This window comes from uncultured Azonexus sp. (genome assembly GCF_937982035.1).
GTDB lineage: Bacteria > Pseudomonadota > Gammaproteobacteria > Burkholderiales > Rhodocyclaceae > Azonexus.
In genome coordinates this window covers 18,065-43,496 of the sequence record NZ_CALJNI010000012.1, presented here as the reverse complement: position 1 = coordinate 43,496, position 25,432 = coordinate 18,065, and the positions used below count along the sequence as shown (strand labels likewise).

Below are 25,432 nucleotides of genomic sequence, written 5' to 3'. Positions count from 1 at the left end.
TGCCATGTTATCCCTGGCCCAAGGATAGACTACCCGGCCGCCATCGCGAAATCCACCTGCCGAAACGTCGATTACCTGAACTGCCATCCCGCGCCACGGTCAACCCCGACATTGCCCGGAAAACCACCATGTCTGCCAGCTTTCGCCCTTTCACTTTCGACAACACCTACGCCCGGGAACTCCCGGAATTTTGCGTTCGCTGGCAGGCGGAAACAGCCAGCGCACCAAAGCCGATCCGCCTGAACCGGGAACTAGTCAGCGAACTCGGCGGTGATCCGCAGCTACTGGAGAGCACCGACGGCATCGCCATGCTCGCTGGCAATCTTGTTCCGGCCGGCGCCGAACCGGTCGCCCAGGCCTATTCCGGCCACCAGTTCGGCGGTTTCTCGCCGCGCCTGGGCGACGGCCGCGCTTTATTGCTCGGCGAGGTGACTGACTGCCAGGGCCGGCGCCGCGACATCGCCTTCAAGGGTTCCGGGCGCACCCCCTTCTCGCGCAACGGCGACGGCAAGTGCGCGCTGGGTCCGGCGCTGCGCGAATTCCTGGTCGGCGAGGCGATGCACGCGCTCGGCATCCCGACCACGCGTGCACTGGCCGTGGTCGCCACCGGCGACATGGTGCGCCGCGAGCGCGCCCTGCCCGGCGCCGTGCTCACCCGCGTCGCCGCCAGCCACCTGCGCGTCGGCACCTTCGAGTTCGTCGCCGTGCATCACGGCCCGGCCGCCGTGCAGCAGCTCGCCGACTACGCCATTGCCCGCCACGACCCGCAACTGATCGGCCGCGAAGATCGCTACCTGGCGCTGCTCGACGCCGTCGCCGGCCGCCAGGCCGAACTGGTCGCCCGCTGGCTGGGCGTCGGCTTCATCCACGGCGTGATGAACACCGACAACATGACCATCTCCGGCGAAACCATCGACTACGGCCCCTGCGCCTTCCTCGAAAGCTACCACCCGCGCACCGTGTTCAGCTCGATCGACAGCCAGGGCCGCTACGCCTACGGCCGCCAGGCATCGATTGCCCAGTGGAACCTCGCCCGCCTGGCCGAAACCTTGCTGCCGCTGATCGACACCGACACGGACCGCGCGATTGCCACCGCCACGGCGGTGATCGAAGGCTTCCCCGAACGCCACGCCGCCTGCTGGCTGAACGTGATGCGCGCCAAGCTCGGCATCGATGACAGCGGTGACGCCGAAACCGACCGCACCCTGGCCGACGATTTCCTGACCCTGCTGCAACGCGGTCGCCACGACTTCACCAACAGCTTCCGCGCCCTTTACGACTTCGCCGACGGCCGCCCGCAGGCGCTCGCCCGGCTGTTCGCCGACGACCCGGACGCCGTCGCCTGGCAGCAACGCTGGCAAGCCCGCCAGCCGCAACGCGATGCCGCCCTGCTGGCGACCATGAAGCGCGCCAACCCCTGGCTGATCGCCCGCAACCACCAGGTCGAAAACGCCCTCGAGGCCGCCGTGGACCGCAACGATCTGGCCCCCTTCGACGCCCTGCTCGCCGCACTGCGCGCGCCCTTCGACGAACGCGACGCCGACCACCGCTACACCGAACCGGCTGCGCCGGAAGTCACCGCCAGCTACCAGACTTTCTGCGGGACCTGACCCGGTAAATCACCGGCTGGTTTTCAGGGCATCCAGAACAGAGCGATCGGCCTTGCCATCGACAGTCTTGCCACTGGCCCGTTGAAAATCCTCAATGGCCTTACGTGTCTTTGCGCCATAAAGCCCATCCACCGGACCAGGGTCGTAGCCCCGTTGCTGCAAGGCTTCCTGAATCTGACGCACCAGGACACGCTGGCTGTCATTTCTGGCGGCCGCGCCCGCAAATCGACGCATGTAGCCCGCCAGGCCTTCCTCAGTCAGCAAACGCCGGTCAACGTCAAAACCGCGCTTCTCGGCTTCTTGAAACCAGCGCATGGCCTCCTCCGCATTGGCCGGAACACCCTGGCCGCGGGCGTAGGCAACACCCATCATGAAGGCAGCAAACTCGTCCTTGAGTTCGGCTGACTTGCGGAAGTGCTCAACCGCCTTGCTCCGGTCGGCGCGCACGCCGTCTCCCCCTTGCCAGAGCCAGAGACCGAGCATGTTGTGCGCCGGGGCATAACCGGCATCCGCCGCCTTGGTGATCAAGCGCCTTCCTTCAACAACATCCTTGCGCACGCCGACACCCCGCACATACATGCGTCCAAGCATCATCTGCCCATAGGCGCCACCGGCTGCGTCGGCCTCCTGATAGGACTGCGCCGCCGCCTCGAACTGTTTCTGGCTGTAGGCTTCTTCGGCCCGCAAGGTCGCCATGTCCGCTTTGACATGATCGACGACGGCGCACCCCGATGTCAGCGAGACAAAGGAGATGACCCAGAGCAGGCGAACGGATGGTTTCGTGTTCATGACGATTCCCCTAAGAGATGTTTCAGCCGACTGCTATATGACTGTGTCCAAAAAAAACCGGGTACGAGACAGCCTCGGGTACCAGCCGGTGACTGCCAAGCTCATAGACGTGAAGCCCCTGCATGTAGCCGGTCACCACGTAGTGCCGTCCGTCCTCCAGCAGCGCAATTCCGCTGGGGTGATTCAAGCCATGGCGGCGCGTGTCCCCACCGCCCACCACACGACCATCGCCGGCGTCGAAAGCCAAGACGGCATGACTGCTGGGGAAAGTCGCGATGAACTGACGGTGCACCGGGTCGAAGACGATGGACAGACCATGTCGCATCTTTCGTTCGGCATCGCGCCCCATGACAACCGGCGGCTCACCGCGGGCGAACAGCAGCGGCGGCACCGGCAGGTAATGCACGCCGTCTTCGGCGGTAATGTCTTTGGGATACGCGACAGCCTCATCCGCGAGCGCCGACATCAACGCCGCTTCGTCCCCGAGCAGGGCCTGGATTGCCGATACCCGATTACCACCAGCAGCCAGATGACGGAGTTCAGCATGTGCACTGGCCCCACCGAATTTCTCGAGAAGACGCCCACTGGCGACATCGATCACGGCAACACAGGCCTCGACGACATGCCTGGGCACTCCCAGACCGGACTGTCCGTCCCTTGGCAAAGAACCATAGTTCGCCACCGCCAATTCCCGTCCACCTTCAAGAAAGCAGAGATCGTGCGGGTCGATGCCGAAGGAGGAATAACTGTCGACAATTGCAAGCGTCCGGGGATCGCGGATGGAGACCCGGCCATACCGGACCGCTGGCGCATCGCCATTCAAAGCGGCACGCGGCGCCCGCTCGGATAACAGCACATGACCGTCGGCCGCAAATGCCGCATGACCGCCGCCGCGCCAGCCGATATCGAGCGATGGCGCAATTGCCAGCAAATCCAGTGTCTCGGGATCGAAGGCAACATGGTCTCCAGCCTCAAAACCGCAATAGACCCCCACCCTACCATCCGGAGATATCTTTACATCATGCCCTTGCACCGGAAAAACAGCTTGCAGCAGATCGCCCGTCGGCGACACCCGGGTCAGTAGTCGGGCCGGGCCTGTTACCGGGCTTTTCCCCAGAAGTGCCCGCGCCAGCACCGGATGCTGAAGTAGTGGCAAGCCATTGGCCCAAGCCAGTCCGGGTTCGTAGCCAGGGACGAATACCCTTCCCGGCCTGCGCCGCTCCCCCACCGCCAAGGCAGCACCCGGCAAGCCGGCGATTGGCACGATCAGGCTGCTGCGCAGAAAATCACGCCGATTCACGATTGACTCCTAATGCGAGCCACCGCCGCTGCCGGCCAGAGATTGCTGCTCGATCTGAGTCAACTCGCGCTCCATGGCGATTCGCTGATTCTTGATCCGGTTCTTGTATTCGTACTGCGCAGTCATGTCTGCCGAGTTCCTGCCGACATCCGCCAGATCGACCGTATCCCGGGTACTCGGGCCAATCAGCTTCGGTCCCTGCATCTCCAGCACCGTCTGGTTGATCTGATCCTGCACCCACTGCTCTTCCTGTTGCAGTCGGGAGATTTCCCGTTTCAACTCGTTCGTACGCTCCGAACTGTTGATGACTGCCGCCGGTCTAGCCTGGGTGGATTTGGCTGCCGGCGCCATCGCCGACCCGCCGCATCCTTGCAAGCCAACGATCGACAAACACAGGACAAGGATGCCTGTTCCCGCTGTTGAACGTATCATGACGACCTCCCGCGATAGAAGCTTCGACCTAGAGCAAACTTCGCCTTTACCCTATTCCAATGGCAAACCCATGCATTGATCTTGGTCAACACATGGATTTGTCCTTGCATCCATCAATCCGCATGCGCCTCCTCCACACCTCCGACTGGCACCTCGGCCAGCATTTCATGGGTAAAAGCCGGCAGGCCGAGCATCAGGCGCTGATCGGCTGGTTGCTCGAACAGGTGGCGGAACACGGCGTCGACGCGGTGCTGATCGCCGGGGACATCTTCGACACCGGCACGCCGCCGAGTTACGCCCGCGAGCTGTACAGCCAGTTGGTCGTGCGCCTGCACGAGGCGGGCGTCGCGCTGCTGCTGCTCGGCGGCAACCACGATTCGCCGGCAACGCTGGGCGAAAGCCGCGAACTGCTGGCGCGCCTGGGGACGACGGTGATTGCCGCGACGCACGCCGATCCGGCGACGCAGGTGGTCGTCCTGGCGCAGCGCGACGGCGCGCCCGGCTGCATCGTCGCCGCCGTGCCCTTCGTCCGCCCGCGCGATGTGCTGCAGAGCCAGGCCGGGCAGAGCGCCGAAGACAAGCAGTTGTCGCTGCAGCTGGCGATCCAGCAGCACTATCAGACGGTCGACGCCGCCGCCCGGGCAAAAATGGCCGAGCTCGGCGTCACCCTGCCCGTCGTCGCCACCGGCCACCTGACCACGGTCGGCGCCAGCGCCAGCGAATCGGTGCGCGAAATCTACGTCGGCGCGCTCGAAGCCTTCCCCACCGCCGCCTTTCCGCCGGCCGACTACATCGCGCTCGGCCATATCCACCGGCCGCAGAAGGTCGGCGGGCTGGAACACATCCGCTACTGTGGCTCGCCGCTGCCGCTCGGCTTCGACGAAGCGAAGCAGCAGAAGGAAATGCTGCTCGTCGACCTCAGCGCCGACGGCCTGCAGGCGGTGACACCGCTGCCGGTACCGCGCTTCCAGGCGCTAGTGCAGATTTCCGGCAAGCTCGCCGACCTGCCGGCGCAGATCGGCGCCGCCGCCGCCCAGGGCACACCGGAGCGCCCGACCTGGCTGGAAGTCACCGTCGCCGAGGATGACTACCTCGCCGACCTGCCGGCGCGCATCGAGAAGATGACCGAAGGCTGGCCGGTCGAAGTCCTGCGCATCCGCCGCCAGCGCGGCAACGCCGCCGCCCGCCTGGCATCCGTCGCCAGCGAGACGCTGGACGAACTCAATCCGCACGAAGTCTTCGCCCGCCGCCTGCAGCAGGAGGAACTCGACGCCGAATTGCAGCAGGCGCTGCTGCAACGCTACCGCGCCGTCGTCACCAGCCTGCACGGGGAGGAAGCATGAAGATCCTGACCCTGCGCCTGAAGAACCTCAATTCGCTGAAAGGCGAATGGACCATCGACTTCACCCGGCCGCCATTCACCGACAACGCGCTGTTCGCGATCACCGGGCCGACCGGCGCCGGCAAGTCGACGCTGCTCGACGCCATCTGCCTCGCGCTCTACCACCAGACGCCGCGCCTGAAGACGATCTCGGCCGCCGACAACGACATCATGACGCGGCACACCGCCGACTGCCTGGCCGAGGTCGAATTCGAGGTCAAGGGCGCTGTCTACCGCGCCTTCTGGAGCCAGCGCCGCGCCCGCGACAAGGCCGACGGCGCGCTGCAGGCGCCCAAGGTCGAGCTAGCGGCCGGCGACGGCACCATCCTCAGCACCCAGACCAACGACAAGCTGAAGCGCATCGCCGAGATCACCGGCCTCGATTTCCCGCGTTTCACCAAGTCGATGCTGCTCGCCCAGGGCGGCTTCGCGGCCTTCCTCAACGCCAGCGCCAACGAGCGCGCCGAACTGCTTGAGGAACTGACCGGCAGCGAAATCTACGGCGAAATTTCGCGCAAGGTCTTCGAGCAGGCGCGCGAAGCCAGGGACAAACTCGCCCAGCTCAAGGCCCGCGCCGATGGCATGGAGCTGATGCGCGACGAGCAGCGCGCCGCGATGCTACAGGAAAGTGCCGTGCTGGAAACACAGCTCGCCGACCTCCAGCGCCAGCACACGCAAACGCAAGCACAGCGCCAATGGCGCCTTGATCTCGCCCATGCCGAACAGGAAGTCACCGCCGCGCTCACTCGCCAGCAAACCGCCGACGCCGCGCTGGCCGCCGCCGCGCCCGAACTCAAGCGCCTGAGCGACAGCGAACCGGCCGAAGCGCTGCGCCCGCTGCACCAACAATGGCAGCAGGCCGACGCCGCCGTCCGCCAGACCGCCGCCGAACGGCAGGCACTGCTCGGTGAACGCAGCCGCCTGCAGGCAGCCCAACTGGCCGGCCACGACGCCGCCGCCAGCCACGCCGCCGCCGTCGCCGCCCAGGCACAACAGGCCCTGCAACAAAGCCGGCGCGAAGCGAAGGAGATCGACGACTTCTGCGCCGCCCACGCGCAGCGCGCCCAGCTCGGCGAACGCCTCGGCACCTGGCGCCAGCAGTTCGAGCAGCGCAGCCGACTGGCCCGCGAACTCGCCGCCCAGCAGCAGGCGCAGCAGAAACTCGCCGCGGAGCAGGCCGCCAACGAACGGCAACGCGCCGCCCAGCAGTTGACGGTCGACGCCGCTCAGAAGGCAAAAACCGCTGCCGACGCCGTGCTCGAGGCCAGCCGTGCCGAACAGAACCAGCGCCTCGCCGGGCAAACACTGGCCGAGCTGCGCGCCCACTGGCAGCGCGAGCAGGCCGCCGGCAACCGCTGGCAGCAGCTCGACGCCCTCGCCCGCCAGCGCCGCGAACTCGCCGCCCAGCAAGGCGCGCAGGCGCAGCAACTGCAGCAGGGCGAACCGCAGATCGCCGCCCGGGAAAGCAGGCTGGTCGCGCTGCGCGAGCAGCACAAGGTGCTGAATGCTCAGGTCGCCGACAAGCAGAAGCTGCTCGAACAGGAACGCCTGATCCGCAGCCTCGCCGACCACCGCCGCCAGTTGCAGCCGGGCCAGCCCTGCCCGCTGTGCGGCGCGCACGAGCACCCGGCGATTGCCGACTACGCCGCGCTCGACGTCTCGGCCACCGAGGCCGCGCTGCAAGCGGCGCAAAAGTCGCTCGCCGAGCTGGTCGACAAAGGCCAACAACTGCGCGACGAGCAGACCAAGGCGAAGACCGCGTACGCCGCGCTGCAGGAGCAGCAGGCGAAAACCGCCCGCGACCTCGCCCGCCTCGCCGACGACTGGCAGACCCAACTCGCCGCGCTGCCGGCCGACAGTCTTGCGGTCGACGCCTGGCAGGACGAAAAAACCATCGCCGCCGCCCGCAACGCGGCTGAACAACGCCTGGTTGTGCTCGACGAGCACATGAAAGCCGCCGAACGCGGCGAACAGGCGGTCAACGCCGCCACCAAAACCGCCGCCGACGCCGCCCAGGCGCTGCTCGCCGCCGGCAACCAACTGCAACTGCTGATCCAGGCCGGACAAACCACCGCGCTGCGCCAGGCGGAAATCGCCAAAGCCAGCCAGGGCATCGCCGCCGAACAGGCCGAACTCGACGCCCGGCTCAAGGAAACCCTGACCGACATTCCCGCCGACCCGGCCGCCTGGCTCGCCGAGCGGGAGACCGAATGGCAGCACTGGCAGCAGACTCAGCGCCGCCGCCAGGAACTCGCCACCCAACTCGTCCAGCAACAGGAACGCGCCGAAGCCGCGCAAACCCAGGCCGCTCACTGGGCTGAACAAGCGGCGAAACTGCGGACCGCAGCCGCCGACGCTCTCCCGCCGACGCCTACCAGCGCCGAAGCCGACCCCGCCGCCGCCCTCGCCCGCTGCGCCGAGCGCCTGGCCGAACTCGGCCAGCAACTCGCCGCATTGCAGGGCCGGCAGGCACAACTCGACGCCAATCTCGCCCGGCAGCAGCAAACCCTCGCCGACGCCGCCAGCGCTTGGCAAACGGCGCTCGCCGCCAGCCCGTTCAAAGACCTCGACGCCTACACCGCCGCGCTGTTGCCGCCAGAAGAACGCCAGCGCCTGCTGCAAGCCCGGGAAACCCGGCAAGCCGTCAAGCAGCAAGCCGACGCGCTGCTCCAGGCGGCGCGCGAAAAACTCGCCCGCCTGCACGCTGCGCCCGCCCTCCCCGCTAGCGCTAGCGCTAGCGGCGAAACCGAAGTACCGCCGCTCGCCGACCTCGACGCCACCCTCGCCCAACTCGACCAGCAGCGCCGCGAACTCAGCGAACAGCTCGGCGCCCGGCGCGCCCTGCTCACCCGTGACCAGGAGGCGCGGCAGAGCCAGCAGGCGCTATTCCAGGAAATTGCCGCGCAGACCGCCGACGCCGACCTCTGGCAACGCCTCGACGGCCTGATCGGCTCGGCCAAGGGCGACAAGTTCCGCAAGTTCGCCCAGGGCCTTACTCTCGACCACCTGCTGCAGCTCGCCAACGGCCACCTGGCCCGTCTGCACGGCCGTTACCTGCTGCGCCGCAAGAGCAGCGGCGAGCTCGAACTCGACATCGTCGACAGCTGGCAAGGCGAAGTTGCCCGCGACACGCGCACCCTCTCCGGCGGCGAAAGCTTCCTGGTCAGCCTGGCGCTGGCGCTCGCCCTCTCCGACCTGGTCAGCCACAAGACCAGCATCGATTCGCTGTTCCTCGACGAAGGCTTCGGTACGCTCGACGCCGATACCCTGGAAATCGCCCTCAACGCCCTCGACACGCTCAACGCCAGTGGCAAGATGATCGGCGTCATCAGTCACGTCGAAGGAATGAAAGAGCGGATTCCGGCGCAGATCCACGTCGAGAAGGGCGGCGGGATCGGCTATTCGCGGTTGCGGCTCTAACACAACAAAAACCCCCGCCGGTTTCCCGACGGGGGTTTTCAATTGCGGCCTTGGCTTGGACCAGCTTGATCTGCTCCATGTACCCCGGCACCGTGACGATGCAACCAGCCATAACGCACATCGCGGCTAGTTCGGCCAAGCCGAGGTAGACGCAGGTGTCGATGCCCAAGCGGTTCGGGATGTTCGACTTGCCTTCGAGGACTTTGCCGGCGGCGCGGAAGTGGACGATATTGGTAATGCACGAGCCGATAAAGACTTCATCGATCTTTTCGCTGGCGGCTTCGGCCAGGTCGACTTCTATGACTTCGACGTGCTGAGCGTTGGCATTAGTCTTGAGCAGTGTGCCGTTGGCAATCCACGCTTCCATGGCAACGATGCGGCACCTTAGCGTTCGGGTTCCTGATAGCCCTCGGCGATCATCCACTTCATCAGGGTGATGTTGGATACAATCGCCAGCTTGGCCTTCGAGGCCGAAGCCAACACTCAGACAACATAAAACATGAACCTCGAAAAACTCGAACGCGACCTCTGGGAAGCTGCCGACAACCTGCGCGCCAACTCCAAGCTCACCGCCGCGCAATACGCCATGCCCGTCCTCGGGCTGATCTTCCTGCGCCACGCCTACAACCGCTTTCTCGCCGTCAAGAAGGAAGTCGAGCCCAGCCTGCCCAAGCGCGACGGCAAGGCCCGCGGCTTGATTCCCGGCGACTTCATCGGCAAGGCCGCCATCTACCTGCCGCCCAACGCCTACTACGAGCACCTGCTCGCCCAGCCGGAAGGCCCGGAATTGGCCGAAGCCGTGGTCACTGCCATGGAGCACATCGAGGTCTACAACCCGACGCTGGCCGGCATCCTGCCCAAGGCCTACCGGGGCTTCGAGCCGCGTCTGCTCATGGACCTGCTCAAGACCTTCAACCGCGATTCCCTGAAAAAAGCCTCGGGCGACGTTTTCGGCAAAATCTACGAATACTTCCTCAACAAATTCGCCCAGACCGGCGCCCAGGAAGGCGGCGAATTCTTCACGCCGCCCTCGCTCGTCCGTCTCATCGTCAACATCATCGAACCAGATCGCGGCACCGTCTTCGACCCCGCCTGCGGCTCCGGCGGCATGTTCGTGCAGACCGGCCACTTCATCGAACTCCAACGCCACGCCAAGCCGCACCAGCGCGTCGTCTTCCACGGTCAGGAAAAAGCCGAGACCAACGCCCACCTGGCACGCATGAATCTCGCCGTGCACGGCCTCGAAGGCGACATCCGCATCGCCAACAGCTTCTACGACGAGCAGCCGGAACTGATCAACCGCTGCGACTTCGTCATGGCCAATCCGCCCTTCAACGTCGATGGCGTCAACACCGACCAGATCAAGAAGCAGGTCGGCAAATGGGACGAAGAAGCCGAAGCCGCCGGCATCGCGCAAACGCCGGAAGCCGGCAAACGCCTGCCCTTTGGCCTGCCCGGCACCAACGCCAAGACCAAGGCCATCTCCAACGCCAACAGCCTGTGGGTACAGTATTTCTACGCCTACCTCAACGCCACCGGCCGCGCCGGTTTCGTCATGGCCTCCAGCGCCTCGGACGCCGGCAACAAGGACAAGGACATCCGCCGCCGCCTGATCTCCACCGGCCACGTCGACACCATGGTCGCCATCGGCCCCAAGTTCTTCTACACCCGCTCCCTGCCCTGCACCCTGTGGTTCTTCGACAAGGCCAAGCCGCAACAGGTGGCAGGCAATGCCTGCAACAGCCAGGATCGAGTGCTGATGCTCGACGCCCGCAATGTCTACCACGTCGAATCCGCTCGCCACCACCGCTTCACCGAAGAACAACTGGCCAACCTCACCGCAATCGTCTGGCTGCACCGGGGCGAAGACGACAAATTCCGCGAATTGGTGGCCAATTACCAGTCGACCGCCAGAAAGCACCTGAGCCAACTGGAAAGCATCCTCGCCGAACGCCGCAGCGCACTGAGCGCCGCGCTGGCCCTGGCCGAAAACTTCGCCAACAAGGCAACGCCGGAAGAGCTCAACCGCAAGCGCAAGGACGACGACGAAAGCAGCACGCCGATCACCGCCGAGCAACTGGCCGACTTTGCCGCCAGCGTTCAAGACCTGCAAGCCGACATCGCCACCGGCGACGCCGAACTCGCCGCCCTGCTCAAAGCCAGCGACGCCGAGCGCGCTATCGCCGCCCGCCCGCACGACACTTTGGCACTCGCCGAACAAACCGCTGGCCAGGCCCGCCTCGAAGCCCTGACCGACCACCTACGCGCTGCCATCAAGCGCATCGAGGCCGACCACAAAGCCTGCGGTCGACTGCTCGAAAACGCCGAAAAAGCCCTGCACGCCAAACAATCCGCCGCCTGGGACAACAAACAGGCCCGCGACCTGCGCCGCGCCCTCGCCCCCGCCGACGACGTCTGGCTCAAGGCCCACGACGACCAGCCGACACCGCACGACGCCACGCTGGACACGCTGAAAGCCGCACTGCACTTCATCGCCCAGGGCCACTGGCTGCTGCACCGCTTCCCGGCAGCTCGCTATGCCGACGTCGCCGGGCTGTGCAAGTCGGTGACGCGGGCGGAGATTGAAAAAGCGGACTGGAGTTTGACGCCGGGGCGGTATGTCGGGGTGTCCGCAGAGGCTGGCGACGAAGAGGACTTCGCCGAACAAATCGCTGCGCTACAAACGGAATTGACTGATCTACACAACGAGTCGCAGGGCCTCCATGCCAAGATTTCGGCCGTATTGAAAGCTGTCGGCTTATGAGCCAAGTCGTATTCCATCCTCAAAAACTGGCTGACTTCATTTCCCTGAAACGTGGTCATGACCTGCCAGAAAACCAGCGCCTACCGGGGGACATTCCCGTTGTCTCTTCCGCTGGCATTACCGGTTTTCACAATGAGGCAAAATGCGAAGGGCCTGGTGTAGTCACCGGCCGATACGGCACGCTCGGCGAACTGCACTACGTCGAAGCTTCTTACTGGCCCTTGAACACAACTTTGTACGTCGACGACTTCAAGGGCAACGATCCGCGCTTTGTGTATTACTTTCTGCAAACGCTCGACCTTGCTCAATTCAACGGCGCAGGGGCCGTTCCCGGATTAAACAGAAACGCGCTGGCAATGATTGATGTTGCCGTACCAAAACCCAACGATCAAAAGATCGTCGCCGAACAGCTAACGTCGTTTGATCTGCTGGCCGACAACCTGAAGCGGCAAATCAAGATTCTCGAAGAAGCCACCCGGCTGATTTACACGGAATGGTTTGTCCGACTGCACTTTCCTGGCCATGAAAAAGCAAAAACCAGCGGTTCGCTTCCTGACGGCTGGCGCCAAGAAGCCCTCGGACAGCGCATCGAACTCAACTATGGAAAGTCACTCAAGGAGTCCGACCGACAACCGGGAGAGATTCCCGTTTTTGGCTCCAGCGGTATTGTCGGCAGCCATTCAGGCGCACTTTCCCACGGCCCAGGCATCATTGTTGGCCGCAAAGGCAACGTCGGCAGCATTTTTTATTCGGCCGTGCCTTTCTTTGCTATCGACACCGTATATTTCATCAGCCCAGAGCAAACTACATTCTTCCTGCTTCACACCTTACAACGTATGAATTTCGTCAGCAGCGATGCCGCAGTCCCTGGCCTGAACCGCAACTACGCCTATTCCCAGCCGGTCATCTGGCCAAGCAATTCGGTTCTCAGCGAATTCGAGGCAACCTGCGCTCCGATTTACGAGCAAATCACGACACTCGCAAAACAAATTGCCGCCCTGAAATCCGCCCGCGACCTCCTCCTCCCCCGCCTGATCTCCGGCCAGCTCCGCTTATAATCCCTGGTCATAAGCCAAACAGTTATACCGGACCATGACCTACCTCAGCCAGATTTATAACCATCGCCTCCCTATCCTCGTAAATACTGAGCAAATCATTCTGGAATGCATCCAAGAGGCACACCGACGAACGAGCAGACCCGAAGAGCCAGACTTTGTCGCCATGTTGACCATGGAGGGCGCCCCGAAGCTGCAGGCGCTAATCAGCGGCATTCTGGCTGGCACGGGGATTAGCTGCACCACGACGGGAGTGTTCTGCCATCAGACACCCAAAGCAAAGTTTGGAACGGATAAGCCGTGCGAACTTGGCGATATTCTGCTGGCCCACATCCACTCCAAGGGCGGCAAAGTTCAGAATCGCAATTCCCTACTGCTGCAAGCCAAGATGGCGAAGGATGCCGACCTGTCCGGGGGCTATACGATCCAGCCGAAAGATCAGCATCAATTGAAGCTGTACAGGGAATGGCCCCAGTTTGAGTACTACCGATCCGGTCCAGAACTCAACGGCAAGAAGCGAACCGTATTTCCGGGCGCTCCGCACCCTGGTGCGCAATACCTTTTAATTGACCCTTCAGACTATTTCAACCCCAATGAATTCGATTATCCGCCACCTAGCCAATACCCTTGCGGGGTCTGGATGCCCGAACCCGTTGTTTATCCTTATTGGAGACTCTCGGAGGCAATTTTTGGTTTACTTAGCCTCTCGTCTGGCCGGCCATTTGGAGCCCAGGATGAACTCTGCGGTTGGACGCAGATCGTTTGGGATTTATTGCGAAGCAGCCTGACGAAGTCCTTCAACCGGCGCAACATCGGTGTAAAGGATGAAGATCGGGTCGCCGGAACGCGCCCGGATGAATTGATGACGTATTGCACCTTTTCCAAAGGGCGTTTCGGTTCTTCCGTCGTCGAGGATATTTTGGGGACACCTATTCAAGACAGCTTGTCACTTGATGGGAACAATTTCCCGCCAGAAGGAAGCTTCCGGAACATGCCGGGGTCCGATGATGAAGGTTACGCCAGCGTGCTGCTGATCGAAACCAACGAGGAATAGGAAAGCAAAAGTGAACGCCAACGCCTATTCCGAAGACCAGATGATCCAGGCCGGCACGGCCGATTTCTTCGCGGAGCATCTGGATTGGCGTTCGGTTTATGCCTTCGATCGCGAGGATTTCGGCCCGGACAGCCTGCTCGGTCGCAGTCATCGCGGCGAGGTGGTGCTGCTCCGCGAATTGCGCCAGGCGCTGAAGAAGCACAACCCCAAGGCCCCACCGGCCGCCATCGAGGCGGCCATTTCGCAACTGGTGGCCGACGATGCGGGCAAGAGCCTGTGCCAGATCAACGAGGACAAGCATCGGCTGCTGCTCAACGGCGTCGAGGTCGAGGCTCGCGACGAGGCCGGACGGCTGGGCTGTTTCGTACTGACGGTGATCGACTTCAAGACGCCGGAGCGCAATGACTTCCTGATCGTGCGCGAGTTGTGGGTCGATGGCCTGCAACCGCGACGGCCAGACCTGATCGGCTTCGTCAATGGTCTGCCGCTGCTCTTCATCGAGGTGAAGCGCTACGACAAGGACGTCAAGCTGGGCTTCGACAAGAACCTGACCGATTACAAGCGCGACATCCGCCAGCTGTTTTTCTTCAACGCCTTCGTCGTCCTGTCCAACGGCCACGATGCCTTGTTCGGCTCGATCACCAGCCCGTGGGAACACTTCTACCGCTGGCGGCGGCTCAACGAATCCGACGCCATGCCGCCCAAGGAAGCGCCGTTGCTCGAACTGCTGCTGCGCGGCATGGGCAGCAAGATGGCGCTGCTCGACATCGTGCAGAACTTCACCGCCTTCGACCATGGCGAAGGGTCGGCCGAAGCGGCCAAGATCATCGCCCGCAATCACCAGTACCTGGGCGTCAACCGCGTGGTGCAGCGGCTAACTTCCACTGAGCCCACCGTGCGCGCCGAGGTGGATGCCGGCCGGCTCGGCGTCTTCTGGCATACGCAGGGCAGCGGCAAGTCGTATTCGATGGTGTTCCTGGTCAACAAGGTACGGCGCACGCTGGGCGGCCAGTATTCCTTTTTGGTCGTTACCGACCGCATCGACCTCGACGGCCAGATCGCCGGCACCTTTGCCCATTGCGACGTGATCGCCGACGCCAAGGCGGCGCGCATTCCGGACAGTGCTTCTGTTCAGGACCGTCTGGGCCTTAAACTCCGAGTCCAGTTTGCCTTGGTACAAAAATTCAAGAAACCGCCGCCGCAAAACGGATATACCGATGAACCCAATCTTATCGTGCTGTCCGACGAGGCACACCGCACGCAATACGGTACGCTGGCCTGGAACATGCGCCGTGCCCTGCCGAAAGCCAAGTTCCTCGGCTTTACCGGCACGCCACTGATCGACACCCAGGAAAAGCAGCTGACCCGCGATGTGTTTGGCGGCTATGTCTCGATCTATGACTTCAAACGGGCGGTCGAAGACGATTCGACGGTGCGGCTGTTCTATGAAAATCGGGGCGGCAAGCTGACGCTGATCGACCCCGATGTGCACGAGAAAATCCGCGAACGCATCGAAGCCGCCTTTGCCGCCGGCGAGATTGACGAAGATCAGGAAGACGCCCTCTACCGCAAGCTGGCGCAGGAATACCCGCTGGTCACTTCCAAGGAACGCCTGCAGAAGGTGGCGGCCGATCTGGTCGGCCATTACACCCGGCGCTGGAACACCGGCAAGGCGATGCTGGTCTGTTGGGACAAGCTGACCTGTGGCCGGATGTATGCCTATGTTCAGGATTGCTGGCAGGCGCGCATTGCCGAAATCGAAGCCAAACGCGAAGCCGAAGCAAAACGCCTGGCCATCAAAGGGCTGTCTGCAAGCCAGTATCTGGACTTGCTCGACCGGCAACTGGCCTGGTTGAAGGAAACCGAAATCTGCGTCGTCATCAGCGGTGCCGACAGCAAGGAACTGGCCAAGGAATACGCCGCCTACGACCTGGACCTGGCGCCGCACGCCCGCAAGCTGGCGACTCGACAACTGGACGAGGATTTCAAGCGGGCCGACCATCCTTTCCGGCTAGTCATCGTCTGTGCCATGTGGCTGACTGGCTTCGACGTGAAGAGCCTGGCGACCTTGTATCTCGACAAGCCAATGCAGGGCCACACGCTGATGCAGGCCATCGCCCGGGTGAACCGGGTGTACAAGGACAAGAAATCCGGCTGGGTGGTGGACTACAACGGCATGGTGCGCAGCCTGCGCCGGGCGCTGGCCACTTTTGCCGCCGGGGCCGACGAATCACTGGAGAATGCTGCGGTCGACCCGATGGAAGACGACAAAATAGCGGTGGCCGACTACGCGGCCAACGTCAAGGCAGCACGAGAGCATGTGGAAGGTCTGGGGTTCGAACTGGAATTACTGATGACCAGCCAGCGCCTGGAAAAGCTCGAACCACTGGTCTTTGCCGTCGGCTGCGTCAAGCGCAACGACCAGACGCGGGTAACCTTCAACGTGCTGGTCGAAACCATGCAGGCCAAGTTCCGCGCCCTCTTCCCGCATCCGGACTTGGCAGCCTATTACGAGCAGCACGATGCGCTATGCGCGATCTACAACAAGCTCAACGAGAAAAAACAGGTAGAAGACATTTCCGCCATGTTGCGCGAGCTGAACGATGTGGTTGATGACGCGGTACAGTTCGAGGCCCCCAAGGTGGCCGAGCCGACGCGTAACCCTTACGACATTTCCAGGATCGATTTCGAGCGCCTGCAACAGGAATTCGCCCGCGCCGAGAAGCAGCAGGAAACCTTCGACCTCAAGGAGCGTATCGAAAACCGCCTGGCCCGCATGCTGCGCGCCAACCCGAACCGCGTCGATTTGTACGAGAAATACCAACGCATCATCAAGGACTACAACCGCGAGAAAGACGCAGCCGAAATCGCCCGCATCTTCGAGCAATTGATGGCGCTGGACAAGGAACTGGATGCAGAAGAACGACGTTTTGTCCGCGAGGGTTTCGACAACGACGAGCAACTGGCGATTTTCGACCTACTGCAAAAGGAAAACCTGAAGCCCGCCGAAATAGACCGCATCCGCAAAGCAGCCAAAGATTTACTGCCCAAGCTGGAACAACGCAGAGTGCTGGCCGATTACTGGCAGGAACGCGCCGCTTCCCGCGCTCAGGTGGAAACGGCAATACTCGACCACCTATACGAAGAACTGCCGGAGACTTTTGCCGAGAACGAGGTTCGACTGCTGAGCGCGCGGGTGCTGGGCCTGCTGATGAGGCCGGGCGACGAACGGCGTCTGCATTGAAGAGAATGCCATGAGCACTGAATTCAACATCTACTGTGACGAAAGCCGGCATACCTCCGATAGCTCGGACCGCTATCTGGTCATTGGCGCCTTGAGTTGTCCGCGTGAGGCCAAGCGAGGAATTGTCCATCACTTTCACCAACTGCAGGCCAAGCATTCGGCACGAGGTGAGTTTGGCTGGAGTAAGGTAGCCCCAGGCAAGGCAGCTTTTTTCCAGGAGTTGATCGAGCTTTTCCTTAACACGCCGGAGTTGCGTTTCCGCTGCCTTGTCGCCGACCGCAGCCAGTTCAAGCACGACCTGTTCAACGACGGCGACAAGGAACTAGGCTTTTACAAGTTGTATTACCAGACCCTGGTGCACTGGCTGGAACCTGGCAAGACCTATCACATCTACCTAGACTGGCAGCAGAACGCTTGCCAGCAGCGCTTCACCGACCTGCGCCAGATTTTGCGGCATAAGCTGAGCGGTCGGGCCAAGGTGGCTTGCCTGGAGCCGGTCAGTTCGCATGAACTCCCCTTGCTGCAATTAACCGATTTGCTGATCGGTGCTGTTGGTTATGCCTGGAATCAGCGAGATGCCAGCAAGGCGAAACTGACCTTCTGCGAGCAACTTGCAGCGGGCATCGGCAAAAAGTCACTGACCTTTTCATCGCCTTGGAAAAACAGCGACCCCAAGCTCAATATTTTCAACTGGCAAGGGCAGTAAGGCATGGCTGGGCACCTGTGGAAGCTGCTACGCCTGAAACCGCCGGATGGCAATCTGTGGAAAGCCTATCGGCGAGTTTTCATCGAAACCTATGTCCGGGATACCGAGGGAAATCAACTTGTTTTCACCGACTGGCGAGGGCGTCCGATCAAGTTTGGGGCAGACAGTTTCAAGCATGCTTTCACCCGCAATCCAAATTTCCGCCAGGGCATGGATCATGAGAAAGAACTGGATCTACGCCGGGCAGAACGGATTCTGTGGATCAGGGAGGTTCTGAACGTTACCGCCGGAACGGTGTTGCTATACCGGGAGCAGTTTGCCGAAAACAACAAACCGAAACGCCGCCGACTTTTCTATGTGATCGAAGAAGCTTACGTGGTGATTTTCAATGAACCAACCGACCCGTCAGAACCCCTACAGTTCGTGTCCGCCTACCCAACCAGTGACCGTGATTACCAACAAGAAATCCGGCGCAAAAATGGAGCACTGATTGAACAGCGACGGGGAAAAGCCATACCAGACGGAAATACTGAAGGAGAAAAATAAAAAGCCCCAGTTCTTGACGGCGACTGAGGCATTCGCACACTGGTGCGCCAGGATCCAAAGCCGAAGGCAAAGGGTCATCGGCTACAAGGCCGAAGTCAATGATAGCCCATAACCACTTGAGCAGTAACGCGATGACGTTAAAAATCTCACACTTTTAACGCCTATCGCTCTTAAGACAACATAAAGCCCCCGCCGGTTTCCCGACGGGGGCTTTTCATTTTCCTGCGGTCGACCGGTAAAACCGGCCGATTTTCAGAACTTACATCTCGACCGTAGCCGCCTGTTCCACGAACTCCGGAATCTGGTCGAAGTTCATGTAGCGATAGACTTCGGCGGCCTTGGCGTTCACCAGCTTGATCTGCTCCATGTACTCCGGCACCGTGACGATCCGGCCGGCCAGGGCGCACATCGCGGCCAGTTCGGCGGAGCCGAGGTAGACGCGGGTGTCGATGCCCAGGCGGTTCGGGAAGTTGCGGGTGGAGGTGGAGATCGCCGTCGAACCCTTGCGGATCTGCGCCTGGTTGCCCATGCACAACGAGCAGCCCGGCATTTCCATACGGGCGCCGGACTTGCCGAGCACGCCGTAGTAGCCTTCTTCGGTCAGGATCAGCGCGTCCATCTTGGTCGGCGGGGCGATCCACAGGCGGGTCGGGATGTCCGACTTGCCTTCGAGGACCTTGCCGGCGGCGCGGAAGTGGCCGATGTTGGTCATGCACGAACCGATGAAGACTTCGTCAATCTTGTCGCCGGCGACTTCGGACAGCAGCTTGACGTCGTCCGGATCGTTCGGGCAGGCCAGGATCGGCTCGGTGACTTCGGCCAGGTCGATTTCGATGACGGCGGCGTACTCGGCGTCGGCGTCAGCCTTGAGCAGCGTGCCGTTGGCGATCCACTCTTCCATGGCGGCGATGCGGCGCTTCAGCGTGCGGGCATCCTGATAGCCTTCGGCGATCATCCACTTCATCAGGGTGATGTTCGAACGCATGTACTCGACGATCGGCTCCTTGTTCAGGGCGATCGCGCAAGCGGCGGCGGAACGCTCGGCGGCGGCGTCGGAGAGTTCGAACGCTTGTTCAACCTTGAGATCCGGCAGGCCTTCGATTTCCAGGATGCGGCCGGAGAAGACGTTCTTCTTACCCTTCTTCTCGACGGTCAGCAGGCCCTGCTTGATGGCGTAGTACGGGATCGCGTTGACCAGATCGCGCAGGGTGATGCCGTCCTGCATCTTGCCCTTGAAGCGGACCAGCACCGATTCCGGCATGTCCAGCGGCATGACGCCGGTGGCGGCGGCGAAGGCGACCAGGCCGGAACCGGCCGGGAAGGAGATGCCGATCGGGAAACGGGTGTGCGAGTCGCCGCCGGTGCCGACGGTGTCCGGCAGCAGCAGGCGGTTCAGCCAGGAGTGGATGACGCCGTCGCCCGGACGCAGCGAGACGCCGCCACGGGTCGAGATGAAGGACGGCAGTTCGCGGTGCATCTTGACGTCGACCAGCTTCGGATAGGCGGCGGTGTGGCAGAAGGACTGCATGACGAGGTCGGCGGAGAAGCCGAGGCAGGCCAGATCCTTCAGTTCGTCGCGGGTCATCGGGCCGGTGGTGTCCTGGGAACCGACGGTGGTCATCTTCGGCTCGCAGTAGGTGCCCGGACGGATGCCGGTGACGCCGCAGGCCTTGCCGACCATCTTCTGGGCCAGCGAGAAACCCTTGCCGTTGTCGGCCGGGTTCTGCGGCAGGCGGAACAGCGTCGATTGCGGCAGGCCGAGGAATTCACGGGCCTTGGTCGTCAGGCCGCGGCCGATGATCAGCGGAATGCGGCCGCCGGCACGGACTTCGTCGAGGATGACCAGGGTCTTCAGTTGCGATTCGGCGATCACGGCGCCGTTCTTCAGCGCGGTGACCTTGCCGGTCTGTTGATCGACCTTGAGCTCGATCTCGTCGCCCATGTCCATCTGACCGGCGTCGATTTCGATCGGCAGGGCGCCGGCATCTTCCATCGTGTTGAAGAAGATCGGGGCGATCTTGGAACCCAGGCAGACGCCGCCGAAGCGCTTGTTCGGCACGAACGGGATGTCTTCGCCGGTGAACCACAGCACGGAGTTGGTGGCGGACTTGCGGGAAGAACCGGTACCGACCACGTCACCGACGTAGGCGATCAGATTGCCCTTGGCGGCGAGCTTTTCCAGTTGCTTGATCGGGCCGCGCGAGCCCGGCTCGTCAGCTTCGATACCCGGACGCGGGTTCTTCAGCATGGCCAGGGCGTGCAGCGGGATGTCGGGACGCGACCAGGCATCCGGGGCCGGCGACAGGTCGTCGGTATTGGTTTCGCCGGTGACCTTGAACACGGTCAGCTTCTGCGAAGCCGGGACTTCCGGACGCGAGGTGAACCACTCGCCGTCGGCCCAGGACTGCATGACGGCCTTGGCGTTGGCGTTGCCGCCCTTGGCCAGTTCGGCGACATCGTGGAAGAAGTCGAACACCAGCAGGGTCTTCTTCAGGCCTTCGGCGGCGACGGCGCCGCAGGTCGGGCAGGCGAGCAGGTCGATCAGCGGCTTGACGTTGTAGCCACCGAGCATGGTGCCGAGCAGTTCGGCGGCCTTCTCGCGGGAAATCAGCGCACAGGCTTCTTCGCCCTTGGCGACCTTGGCCAGGAACTCGGCCTTGACCTTGGCGGCATCATCGACGCCAGCCGGCACGCGGTAGGTGATCAGTTCGACCAGGGCGGCTTCTTCGCCCTTCGGCGGGTTCTTCAGCAGGGCCACCAGTTCGGTGGTCTGTTGCTTGGACAGGGGCAGCGGCGGGATACCGAGGGCTGCACGCTCTGCTACGTGGGCGCGATAGGCTTCAAGCACGGCGACTTCCTTTCGTAAAGGGTTGCTCTAGGGGAAACGAATATTTTACGACAACGGCGGCGGCTGGATGGTTCGCATGACAACGCCCCTGGCCGGCACCCGCAGGTCTTATATATTTTATATGTTAGTTCACCCGTGCGCCACATCTTCGAAGCCCGGACCGGACCACGATTGCCCATTTTTCAGGCACCAACCACAAAGCCCTTGTCGCTCAATGGATTGCAGCAGGCATCCAGAGCTTATCCACAGGCTTGTCCGACCCAAACGGGGATAAATGCCTTTTATGCACACAGGCTGATAGACTTGCCCCTTTTGCCCAGCGACCCAACGACATGTCCCGCATTGCCGCCATCTCCCGCCTCGGCCAGCAAGTCTGGCTCGACAACCTGTCCCGCCAACTGCTCGAATCCGGCGAACTCGCCCGCTGGATCGCCGACGATGCGATTGCCGGCGTCACCTCGAACCCGGCCATCTTCTACAACGCGATCCGCACCGATGCGGCTTACGCCGAAGCCGTGAGCAAGCTCAAGAACAGCCAACTGGATGCCGAACTGCGCTTCGAAGCACTGGCGCTCCCCGACGTCCAGGGTGCCTGCGACCTGCTCCTGCCCCTCTACGAGCAAAGCGGCGGCAACGCCGGTTTCGTCAGCTTCGAGGTGTCGCCGACCCTGGCCGCCGACACCGCCGGCACCCTGGCTGCCGCCCGGCGCCTGTGGGCGGAGATCGGCCGTCCGAACGCGATGATCAAGATTCCGGCAACGCCGGCCGGCCTGGGCGCGATCACCGCCGCCATCGCCGACGGCATCAACGTCAATGTCACGCTGATCTTTTCGCCGGGGCAACTCGCCGACGTGCAGCACGCCTATCGCGCCGGCATTGAGCAGCGTTTCGCCGCCGGCCTGCCGGTGGACCGCATCGCCTCGGTCGCCAGCGTCTTCATCAGCCGGCTGGACAGCCTGATCGATCCGAAATTGCCGGCCGAACTGCAAGGCCGGACAGCGATTGCCATGGCTCGCCAGGCTTACGCCGACTGGCAGGAACTGCCGGCCCTGCCCGGCCAGGCGCGCCAGCAGATGCTGCTGTGGGCCTCGACATCGAGCAAGAATCCCAATTACCGCGACGTGCTTTACGTGGAGCAACTGATCGGCGCCGGCACCGTGAATACCGTTCCCGATGCCACGCTGGCGGCCTTCCGCGACCATGGCGAAGCGCTCGCCACGCTGGCTGACGACCGCGAGGGCACGGCCCATCAACTGGCGGCAATCGCCGCGCTGGGTCACGATCTCGACGTGATCGGCGAAGAACTGCAGACGGCCGGCCTCAAGCAGTTCGACGAAGCCTTCGCCAAACTGCTCGACCTGGTCCGCTGATCGTCAGTGCGGCTGGCTCAACCGAGCCAGTCGCGCAAATCCTCGATCAGGTCGTCGACACCGCCGAGCGACAAACCGAAGAAATCGCAGACCAGCGGCGCGGCCTTGGCCCACTCGTGATCGACGCCACCGGCCTGCAGGCGGATGATGTGTTCGGCGAGCACATTGATGGCGATCTGCGCCAGGACGACGGATGAAAATTCGCTGCGCCGCTGCAGGACGCTGTAGTCGTGGTGGCGCAGGATGGCTTCGGCCACCTCGTCGGGCAGTCGCCAGCGGCGCGCCAGGAAGTAGCCGACCACCGCATGGTTCGTCCCCAGGTACTTGTCCTCGACCTCGGTAAACATCATGTCCTCGGCGTCGTTGGCCTCGCCGAGTACCGAGCGCGTCTCGGGGAAACGCCGCATCAGCAGCGGAATGCCGCAATCGTGGAACAAGCCGAAGGTGTAGGCCACATCCGGCCGAATGCAGCGCAGGCGGCGGGCAATCTCGCCGGACAGACGCGCGGTCAGCGCCGAACTCTCCCAGAAACGTTCGAGACTGGCCGAATCCTTGCCCGCCAAGGCAACCTTGAGCAGTTGCGAGACCACCAGGTTGAATACCTGCCGCGTTCCCAGAACGTTGATCGCCTGGTTGATCGACGACAACTTGTGGCCAGTCGAGAATGCCGGTGAATTGGCAATCTGCATGACGTGCCCCGAGAGGGCGACGTCGCTGGACATCAGGCGCACCAGTTCGCGATGATCCGGCTCATCCTTCTTCAGTTCCCGGTCAAGTTCGACCAGGATCGACGGGCAAGGCGGAATGTCCACGCCGCTGAGCATGGACTGCAGTTGTTGTTCTTCTGGGACGGATTTCATTTAGCGCATCTCCGGGGATTGCCGTGGAGATTAGCTGCTTGTTGCGTTTCGATAAATATAACGAAAGTAATAGAGCGGTATCAAAGTACCAATCCATGCCGTCTGCGAGCCTGTAGACAAGCATCGTGCTCGACGTCGAATTCACGACACGGCGACGGTCTTTCGTCGTAGATCGTACACCTGACCTGCCCTCCGATTTCCCCGGCCAGCGCCACGCAGCGCGGCGCGGCGTCATCGGTGCCGCACATGCGCACGATGGCCGGCGTCACCGGCACCGTCATCGCCGCCGGCACGCCCTGCCCCCAGGCGAAGGCGCCGCCGGCCAGCTCGGCCGGGTGGAAATCGACGCGAAAACTGGCGCAGCAGGCACCGCAGGACTGGCAGATGCTGCTCATCCCAGATCCACCCGGCAACGCCACAGACCATGCCCGGAAGCGAGATACTTCTTTTCGAACGGCGTCATCGGGTCGTCGGTCGCATAAGGCTCGGCAACGACCGTCTGGCCGCTCAACAGACTCAGCGCCTGGGCCATTTCCTCGATGTAGATGGCCCAGTTGCTGCGACATTCGACCATGCCGCCCAGTTCGCGCCACACCGGAAAAACCGCGTGCCCGTGCCAGCGCCGCGCCAGATGGCCGATCTTCGGCCATGGGTTGGGATAGAGGTTGTAGTGCCGCGCCAGCCGGATGCCTTCGGCCGCCAGCAGACGCCAGAAATCGACCAGATCGGCTCGCACCAGCACCGCATTGGCCGGCAACGGCAAAGGCTTGCCACGATTGATGCGGTCGATCGATTGATCGACGCCGAAAACGAAATGGTCGGGAAACTCGGCAGCGATGCGCAGCGTGCTCCAGCCGACGCCGCAACCGGCATCGACGATCAGCGGCGCCTGCGGATTCCAGGCATCGCGCGCCGCCAGCGCCGCGGCAAAGGCTTCGCGGTTGTAATCGGCCAGCGGCTTGCGGAAAGGGTGCGCCAGGTGCCGGCGCAGCAGATCGGGCAGATCCGGGTGCGGCCCGTCCTGGGCGCTGCTGATGAAGCGCGAGTTCCCGCTCATGCGATCAGCGGCCTTTCGCACAGGATGCCTTCGGCGAGCAGCAGCGCATCGATTTCCTCGGCTGCCTTGACCGGCCGCAACCGGTCGTGCAACAGGCCGGCTTCCGGGTAGTTGCGGCGGACCAGCGCCAGCCATTGCTTGAGCCGGCCGCCCGCATGTTCGGGCAGGACCTTGCGGCGCACGCCCTGCCAGTAGGCAGCGATGCACGGCACCACCGCCGGCCAGCCGCCCAGCTCGTGGCCGCGGATGCGTTGCGCCAGCAGCGGGTCGGCCACCGCACCGCGGCCGAGCATGATGTCGGCACAGGCCGTTGCCGCCCGGCAGGCATGGTAGTCGTCGACCGTCCACACCTCGCCGTTGGCGATGATCGGAATGGCGATGGCTTCACGGATACGCGCGATCCATTCCCAGCGCGCCGGCGGCCGGTAACCATCGACCCGGGTCCGCGCATGCACGATCAGTTCGTCGATGCCGCCGGCCTGCAGCGCCTGTGCGCAAGCCACGGCCAGATTCGTATCGTCGATGCCCAAACGCATCTTGGCGGTGAATGGAATGTGTGCCGGCACCTCGGCGCGCACTGCGGCGACGATGCGCTGCAGCAATTCCGGCTCGCCGAGCAACGCCGAACCGCCGCGATGACGGAACACGGTCGGCGCCGGACAGCCGAAGTTGATATCGACGCCGGCCGGGTCCAGCGTTACCAGGCGACGCGCATTGGCCGCCATCAACTCCGGATCGGAACCGAGCAACTGCACGCGCATCGGCGTCCCCGACTCGGTCCGGCTGCCATTGAGCAATTCCGGGCAGGTACGCAGGAAAGTCTTCGCCGGCAGCACGTTGTTCGACACCCGGACGAATTCGCAAATCCCCCAGTCGTAACCGCCGACCGCCGTCAGCACGTTCCGCAACAGCGGATCGGCGAGGCCCTCCAGCGGGGCGAGGAGAATTCGGGACATCGGGAAACTTTCGGCAAATGCTTGAAAAGGCGCGCATTAT

The 25,432-nt window shown here is 62.9% G+C and carries 18 protein-coding genes and 1 pseudogene; 10 read left to right on the top strand and 9 right to left on the bottom strand.

Annotated elements, in window-relative coordinates; all coding sequences use genetic code 11:
• Positions 1 to 128 precede the first annotated feature (128 nt).
• Positions 129 to 1,610, top strand: a complete 1,482-nt coding sequence (locus Q0799_RS09385; RefSeq protein WP_298397556.1) for a YdiU family protein — start codon at positions 129 to 131, stop codon at positions 1,608 to 1,610.
• A 9-nt stretch (positions 1,611 to 1,619) separates the two neighbouring features.
• Here Q0799_RS09385 and Q0799_RS09380 read toward each other — a convergent pair whose 3' ends face one another.
• Genes Q0799_RS09380 through Q0799_RS09370 form a run of 3 tightly spaced genes read right to left on the bottom strand, consistent with a single transcriptional unit; the run spans position 1,620 to position 4,050 of the window.
• A complete protein-coding gene (locus Q0799_RS09380; RefSeq protein ID WP_298397554.1) occupies positions 1,620 to 2,399 on the bottom strand; it encodes an SEL1-like repeat protein in 780 nt (259 codons plus the stop codon).
• 22 nt (positions 2,400 to 2,421) lie between these two features.
• On the bottom strand, positions 2,422 to 3,699 hold the full coding sequence (locus Q0799_RS09375) for a DUF1513 domain-containing protein (protein WP_298397552.1): 1,278 nt from the start codon (positions 3,697 to 3,699) through the stop codon (positions 2,422 to 2,424).
• A 9-nt stretch (positions 3,700 to 3,708) separates the two neighbouring features.
• The gene (locus Q0799_RS09370; protein WP_298397550.1) at positions 3,709 to 4,050 is read right to left on the bottom strand and encodes a hypothetical protein; all 342 of its coding nucleotides are present in this window, start codon (positions 4,048 to 4,050) and stop codon (positions 3,709 to 3,711) included.
• Positions 4,051 to 4,253: 203 nt separating this feature from the next.
• Between Q0799_RS09370 and sbcD the strand changes: the two genes are divergently transcribed.
• Both sbcD and Q0799_RS09360 read left to right on the top strand, forming a co-directional pair.
• Entirely contained in the window at positions 4,254 to 5,474 is a 1,221-nt protein-coding gene (gene sbcD, locus Q0799_RS09365) for an exonuclease subunit SbcD (RefSeq protein ID WP_298397548.1), read from the top strand.
• Positions 5,471 to 8,932: an AAA family ATPase gene (locus Q0799_RS09360; RefSeq protein ID WP_298397546.1), complete on the top strand. Its 3,462-nt coding sequence runs from the start codon at positions 5,471 to 5,473 to the stop codon at positions 8,930 to 8,932. Before sbcD ends, Q0799_RS09360 begins: the two co-directional genes overlap by 4 nt.
• 43 nt (positions 8,933 to 8,975) lie before the next feature.
• Here the strand turns inward: Q0799_RS09360 and Q0799_RS09355 are convergent.
• Positions 8,976 to 9,376, bottom strand: a pseudogene (locus tag Q0799_RS09355) (aconitate hydratase B); the annotation flags it as partial.
• Between the two features lie 55 nt (positions 9,377 to 9,431).
• On the opposite strand from Q0799_RS09355, the gene Q0799_RS09350 reads away from it, so the two are divergent.
• From Q0799_RS09350 to Q0799_RS09325, 6 genes are read left to right on the top strand one after another with little or no spacing between them, the layout of a single operon-like run.
• Entirely contained in the window at positions 9,432 to 11,696 is a 2,265-nt protein-coding gene (locus Q0799_RS09350) for an N-6 DNA methylase (RefSeq protein ID WP_298397544.1), read from the top strand.
• Positions 11,693 to 12,754 carry a restriction endonuclease subunit S gene (locus Q0799_RS09345; protein WP_298397542.1) on the top strand — a complete coding sequence of 354 codons (1,062 nt, stop codon included), beginning with the start codon at positions 11,693 to 11,695 and terminating at the stop codon, positions 12,752 to 12,754. The genes Q0799_RS09350 and Q0799_RS09345 overlap by 4 nt, the downstream gene beginning before the upstream one ends.
• A gap of 34 nt (positions 12,755 to 12,788) precedes the next feature.
• The gene (locus tag Q0799_RS09340) at positions 12,789 to 13,805 is read left to right on the top strand and encodes a hypothetical protein (protein WP_298397540.1); all 1,017 of its coding nucleotides are present in this window, start codon (positions 12,789 to 12,791) and stop codon (positions 13,803 to 13,805) included.
• Between the two features lie 10 nt (positions 13,806 to 13,815).
• Positions 13,816 to 17,049, top strand: a complete 3,234-nt coding sequence (locus tag Q0799_RS09335; protein ID WP_298397538.1) for an HsdR family type I site-specific deoxyribonuclease — start codon at positions 13,816 to 13,818, stop codon at positions 17,047 to 17,049.
• A 10-nt stretch (positions 17,050 to 17,059) separates the two neighbouring features.
• Entirely contained in the window at positions 17,060 to 17,755 is a 696-nt protein-coding gene (locus Q0799_RS09330; protein ID WP_298397536.1) for a DUF3800 domain-containing protein, read from the top strand.
• A gap of 3 nt (positions 17,756 to 17,758) precedes the next feature.
• On the top strand, positions 17,759 to 18,301 hold the full coding sequence (locus Q0799_RS09325) for a hypothetical protein (RefSeq protein WP_298397535.1): 543 nt from the start codon (positions 17,759 to 17,761) through the stop codon (positions 18,299 to 18,301).
• A 259-nt stretch (positions 18,302 to 18,560) separates the two neighbouring features.
• Here Q0799_RS09325 and acnB read toward each other — a convergent pair whose 3' ends face one another.
• Positions 18,561 to 21,149 carry a bifunctional aconitate hydratase 2/2-methylisocitrate dehydratase gene (gene acnB, locus Q0799_RS09320; RefSeq protein ID WP_298397533.1) on the bottom strand — a complete coding sequence of 863 codons (2,589 nt, stop codon included), beginning with the start codon at positions 21,147 to 21,149 and terminating at the stop codon, positions 18,561 to 18,563.
• 332 nt (positions 21,150 to 21,481) lie between these two features.
• On the opposite strand from acnB, the gene tal reads away from it, so the two are divergent.
• On the top strand, positions 21,482 to 22,519 hold the full coding sequence (tal, locus tag Q0799_RS09315; RefSeq protein WP_298397531.1) for a transaldolase: 1,038 nt from the start codon (positions 21,482 to 21,484) through the stop codon (positions 22,517 to 22,519).
• Positions 22,520 to 22,536: 17 nt separating this feature from the next.
• Here tal and Q0799_RS09310 read toward each other — a convergent pair whose 3' ends face one another.
• From Q0799_RS09310 to Q0799_RS09295, 4 genes are all read right to left on the bottom strand, one after another.
• Positions 22,537 to 23,379: an HDOD domain-containing protein gene (locus Q0799_RS09310; protein ID WP_298397528.1), complete on the bottom strand. Its 843-nt coding sequence runs from the start codon at positions 23,377 to 23,379 to the stop codon at positions 22,537 to 22,539.
• Between the two features lie 80 nt (positions 23,380 to 23,459).
• Positions 23,460 to 23,774: a YkgJ family cysteine cluster protein gene (locus Q0799_RS09305; protein WP_298397525.1), complete on the bottom strand. Its 315-nt coding sequence runs from the start codon at positions 23,772 to 23,774 to the stop codon at positions 23,460 to 23,462.
• A complete protein-coding gene (locus Q0799_RS09300; RefSeq protein ID WP_298397522.1) occupies positions 23,771 to 24,436 on the bottom strand; it encodes an SAM-dependent methyltransferase in 666 nt (221 codons plus the stop codon). Before Q0799_RS09300 ends, Q0799_RS09305 begins: the two co-directional genes overlap by 4 nt.
• Positions 24,433 to 25,392: a tRNA-dihydrouridine synthase gene (locus Q0799_RS09295; RefSeq protein WP_298397519.1), complete on the bottom strand. Its 960-nt coding sequence runs from the start codon at positions 25,390 to 25,392 to the stop codon at positions 24,433 to 24,435. The genes Q0799_RS09300 and Q0799_RS09295 overlap by 4 nt, the downstream gene beginning before the upstream one ends.
• Positions 25,393 to 25,432 lie beyond the last annotated feature (40 nt).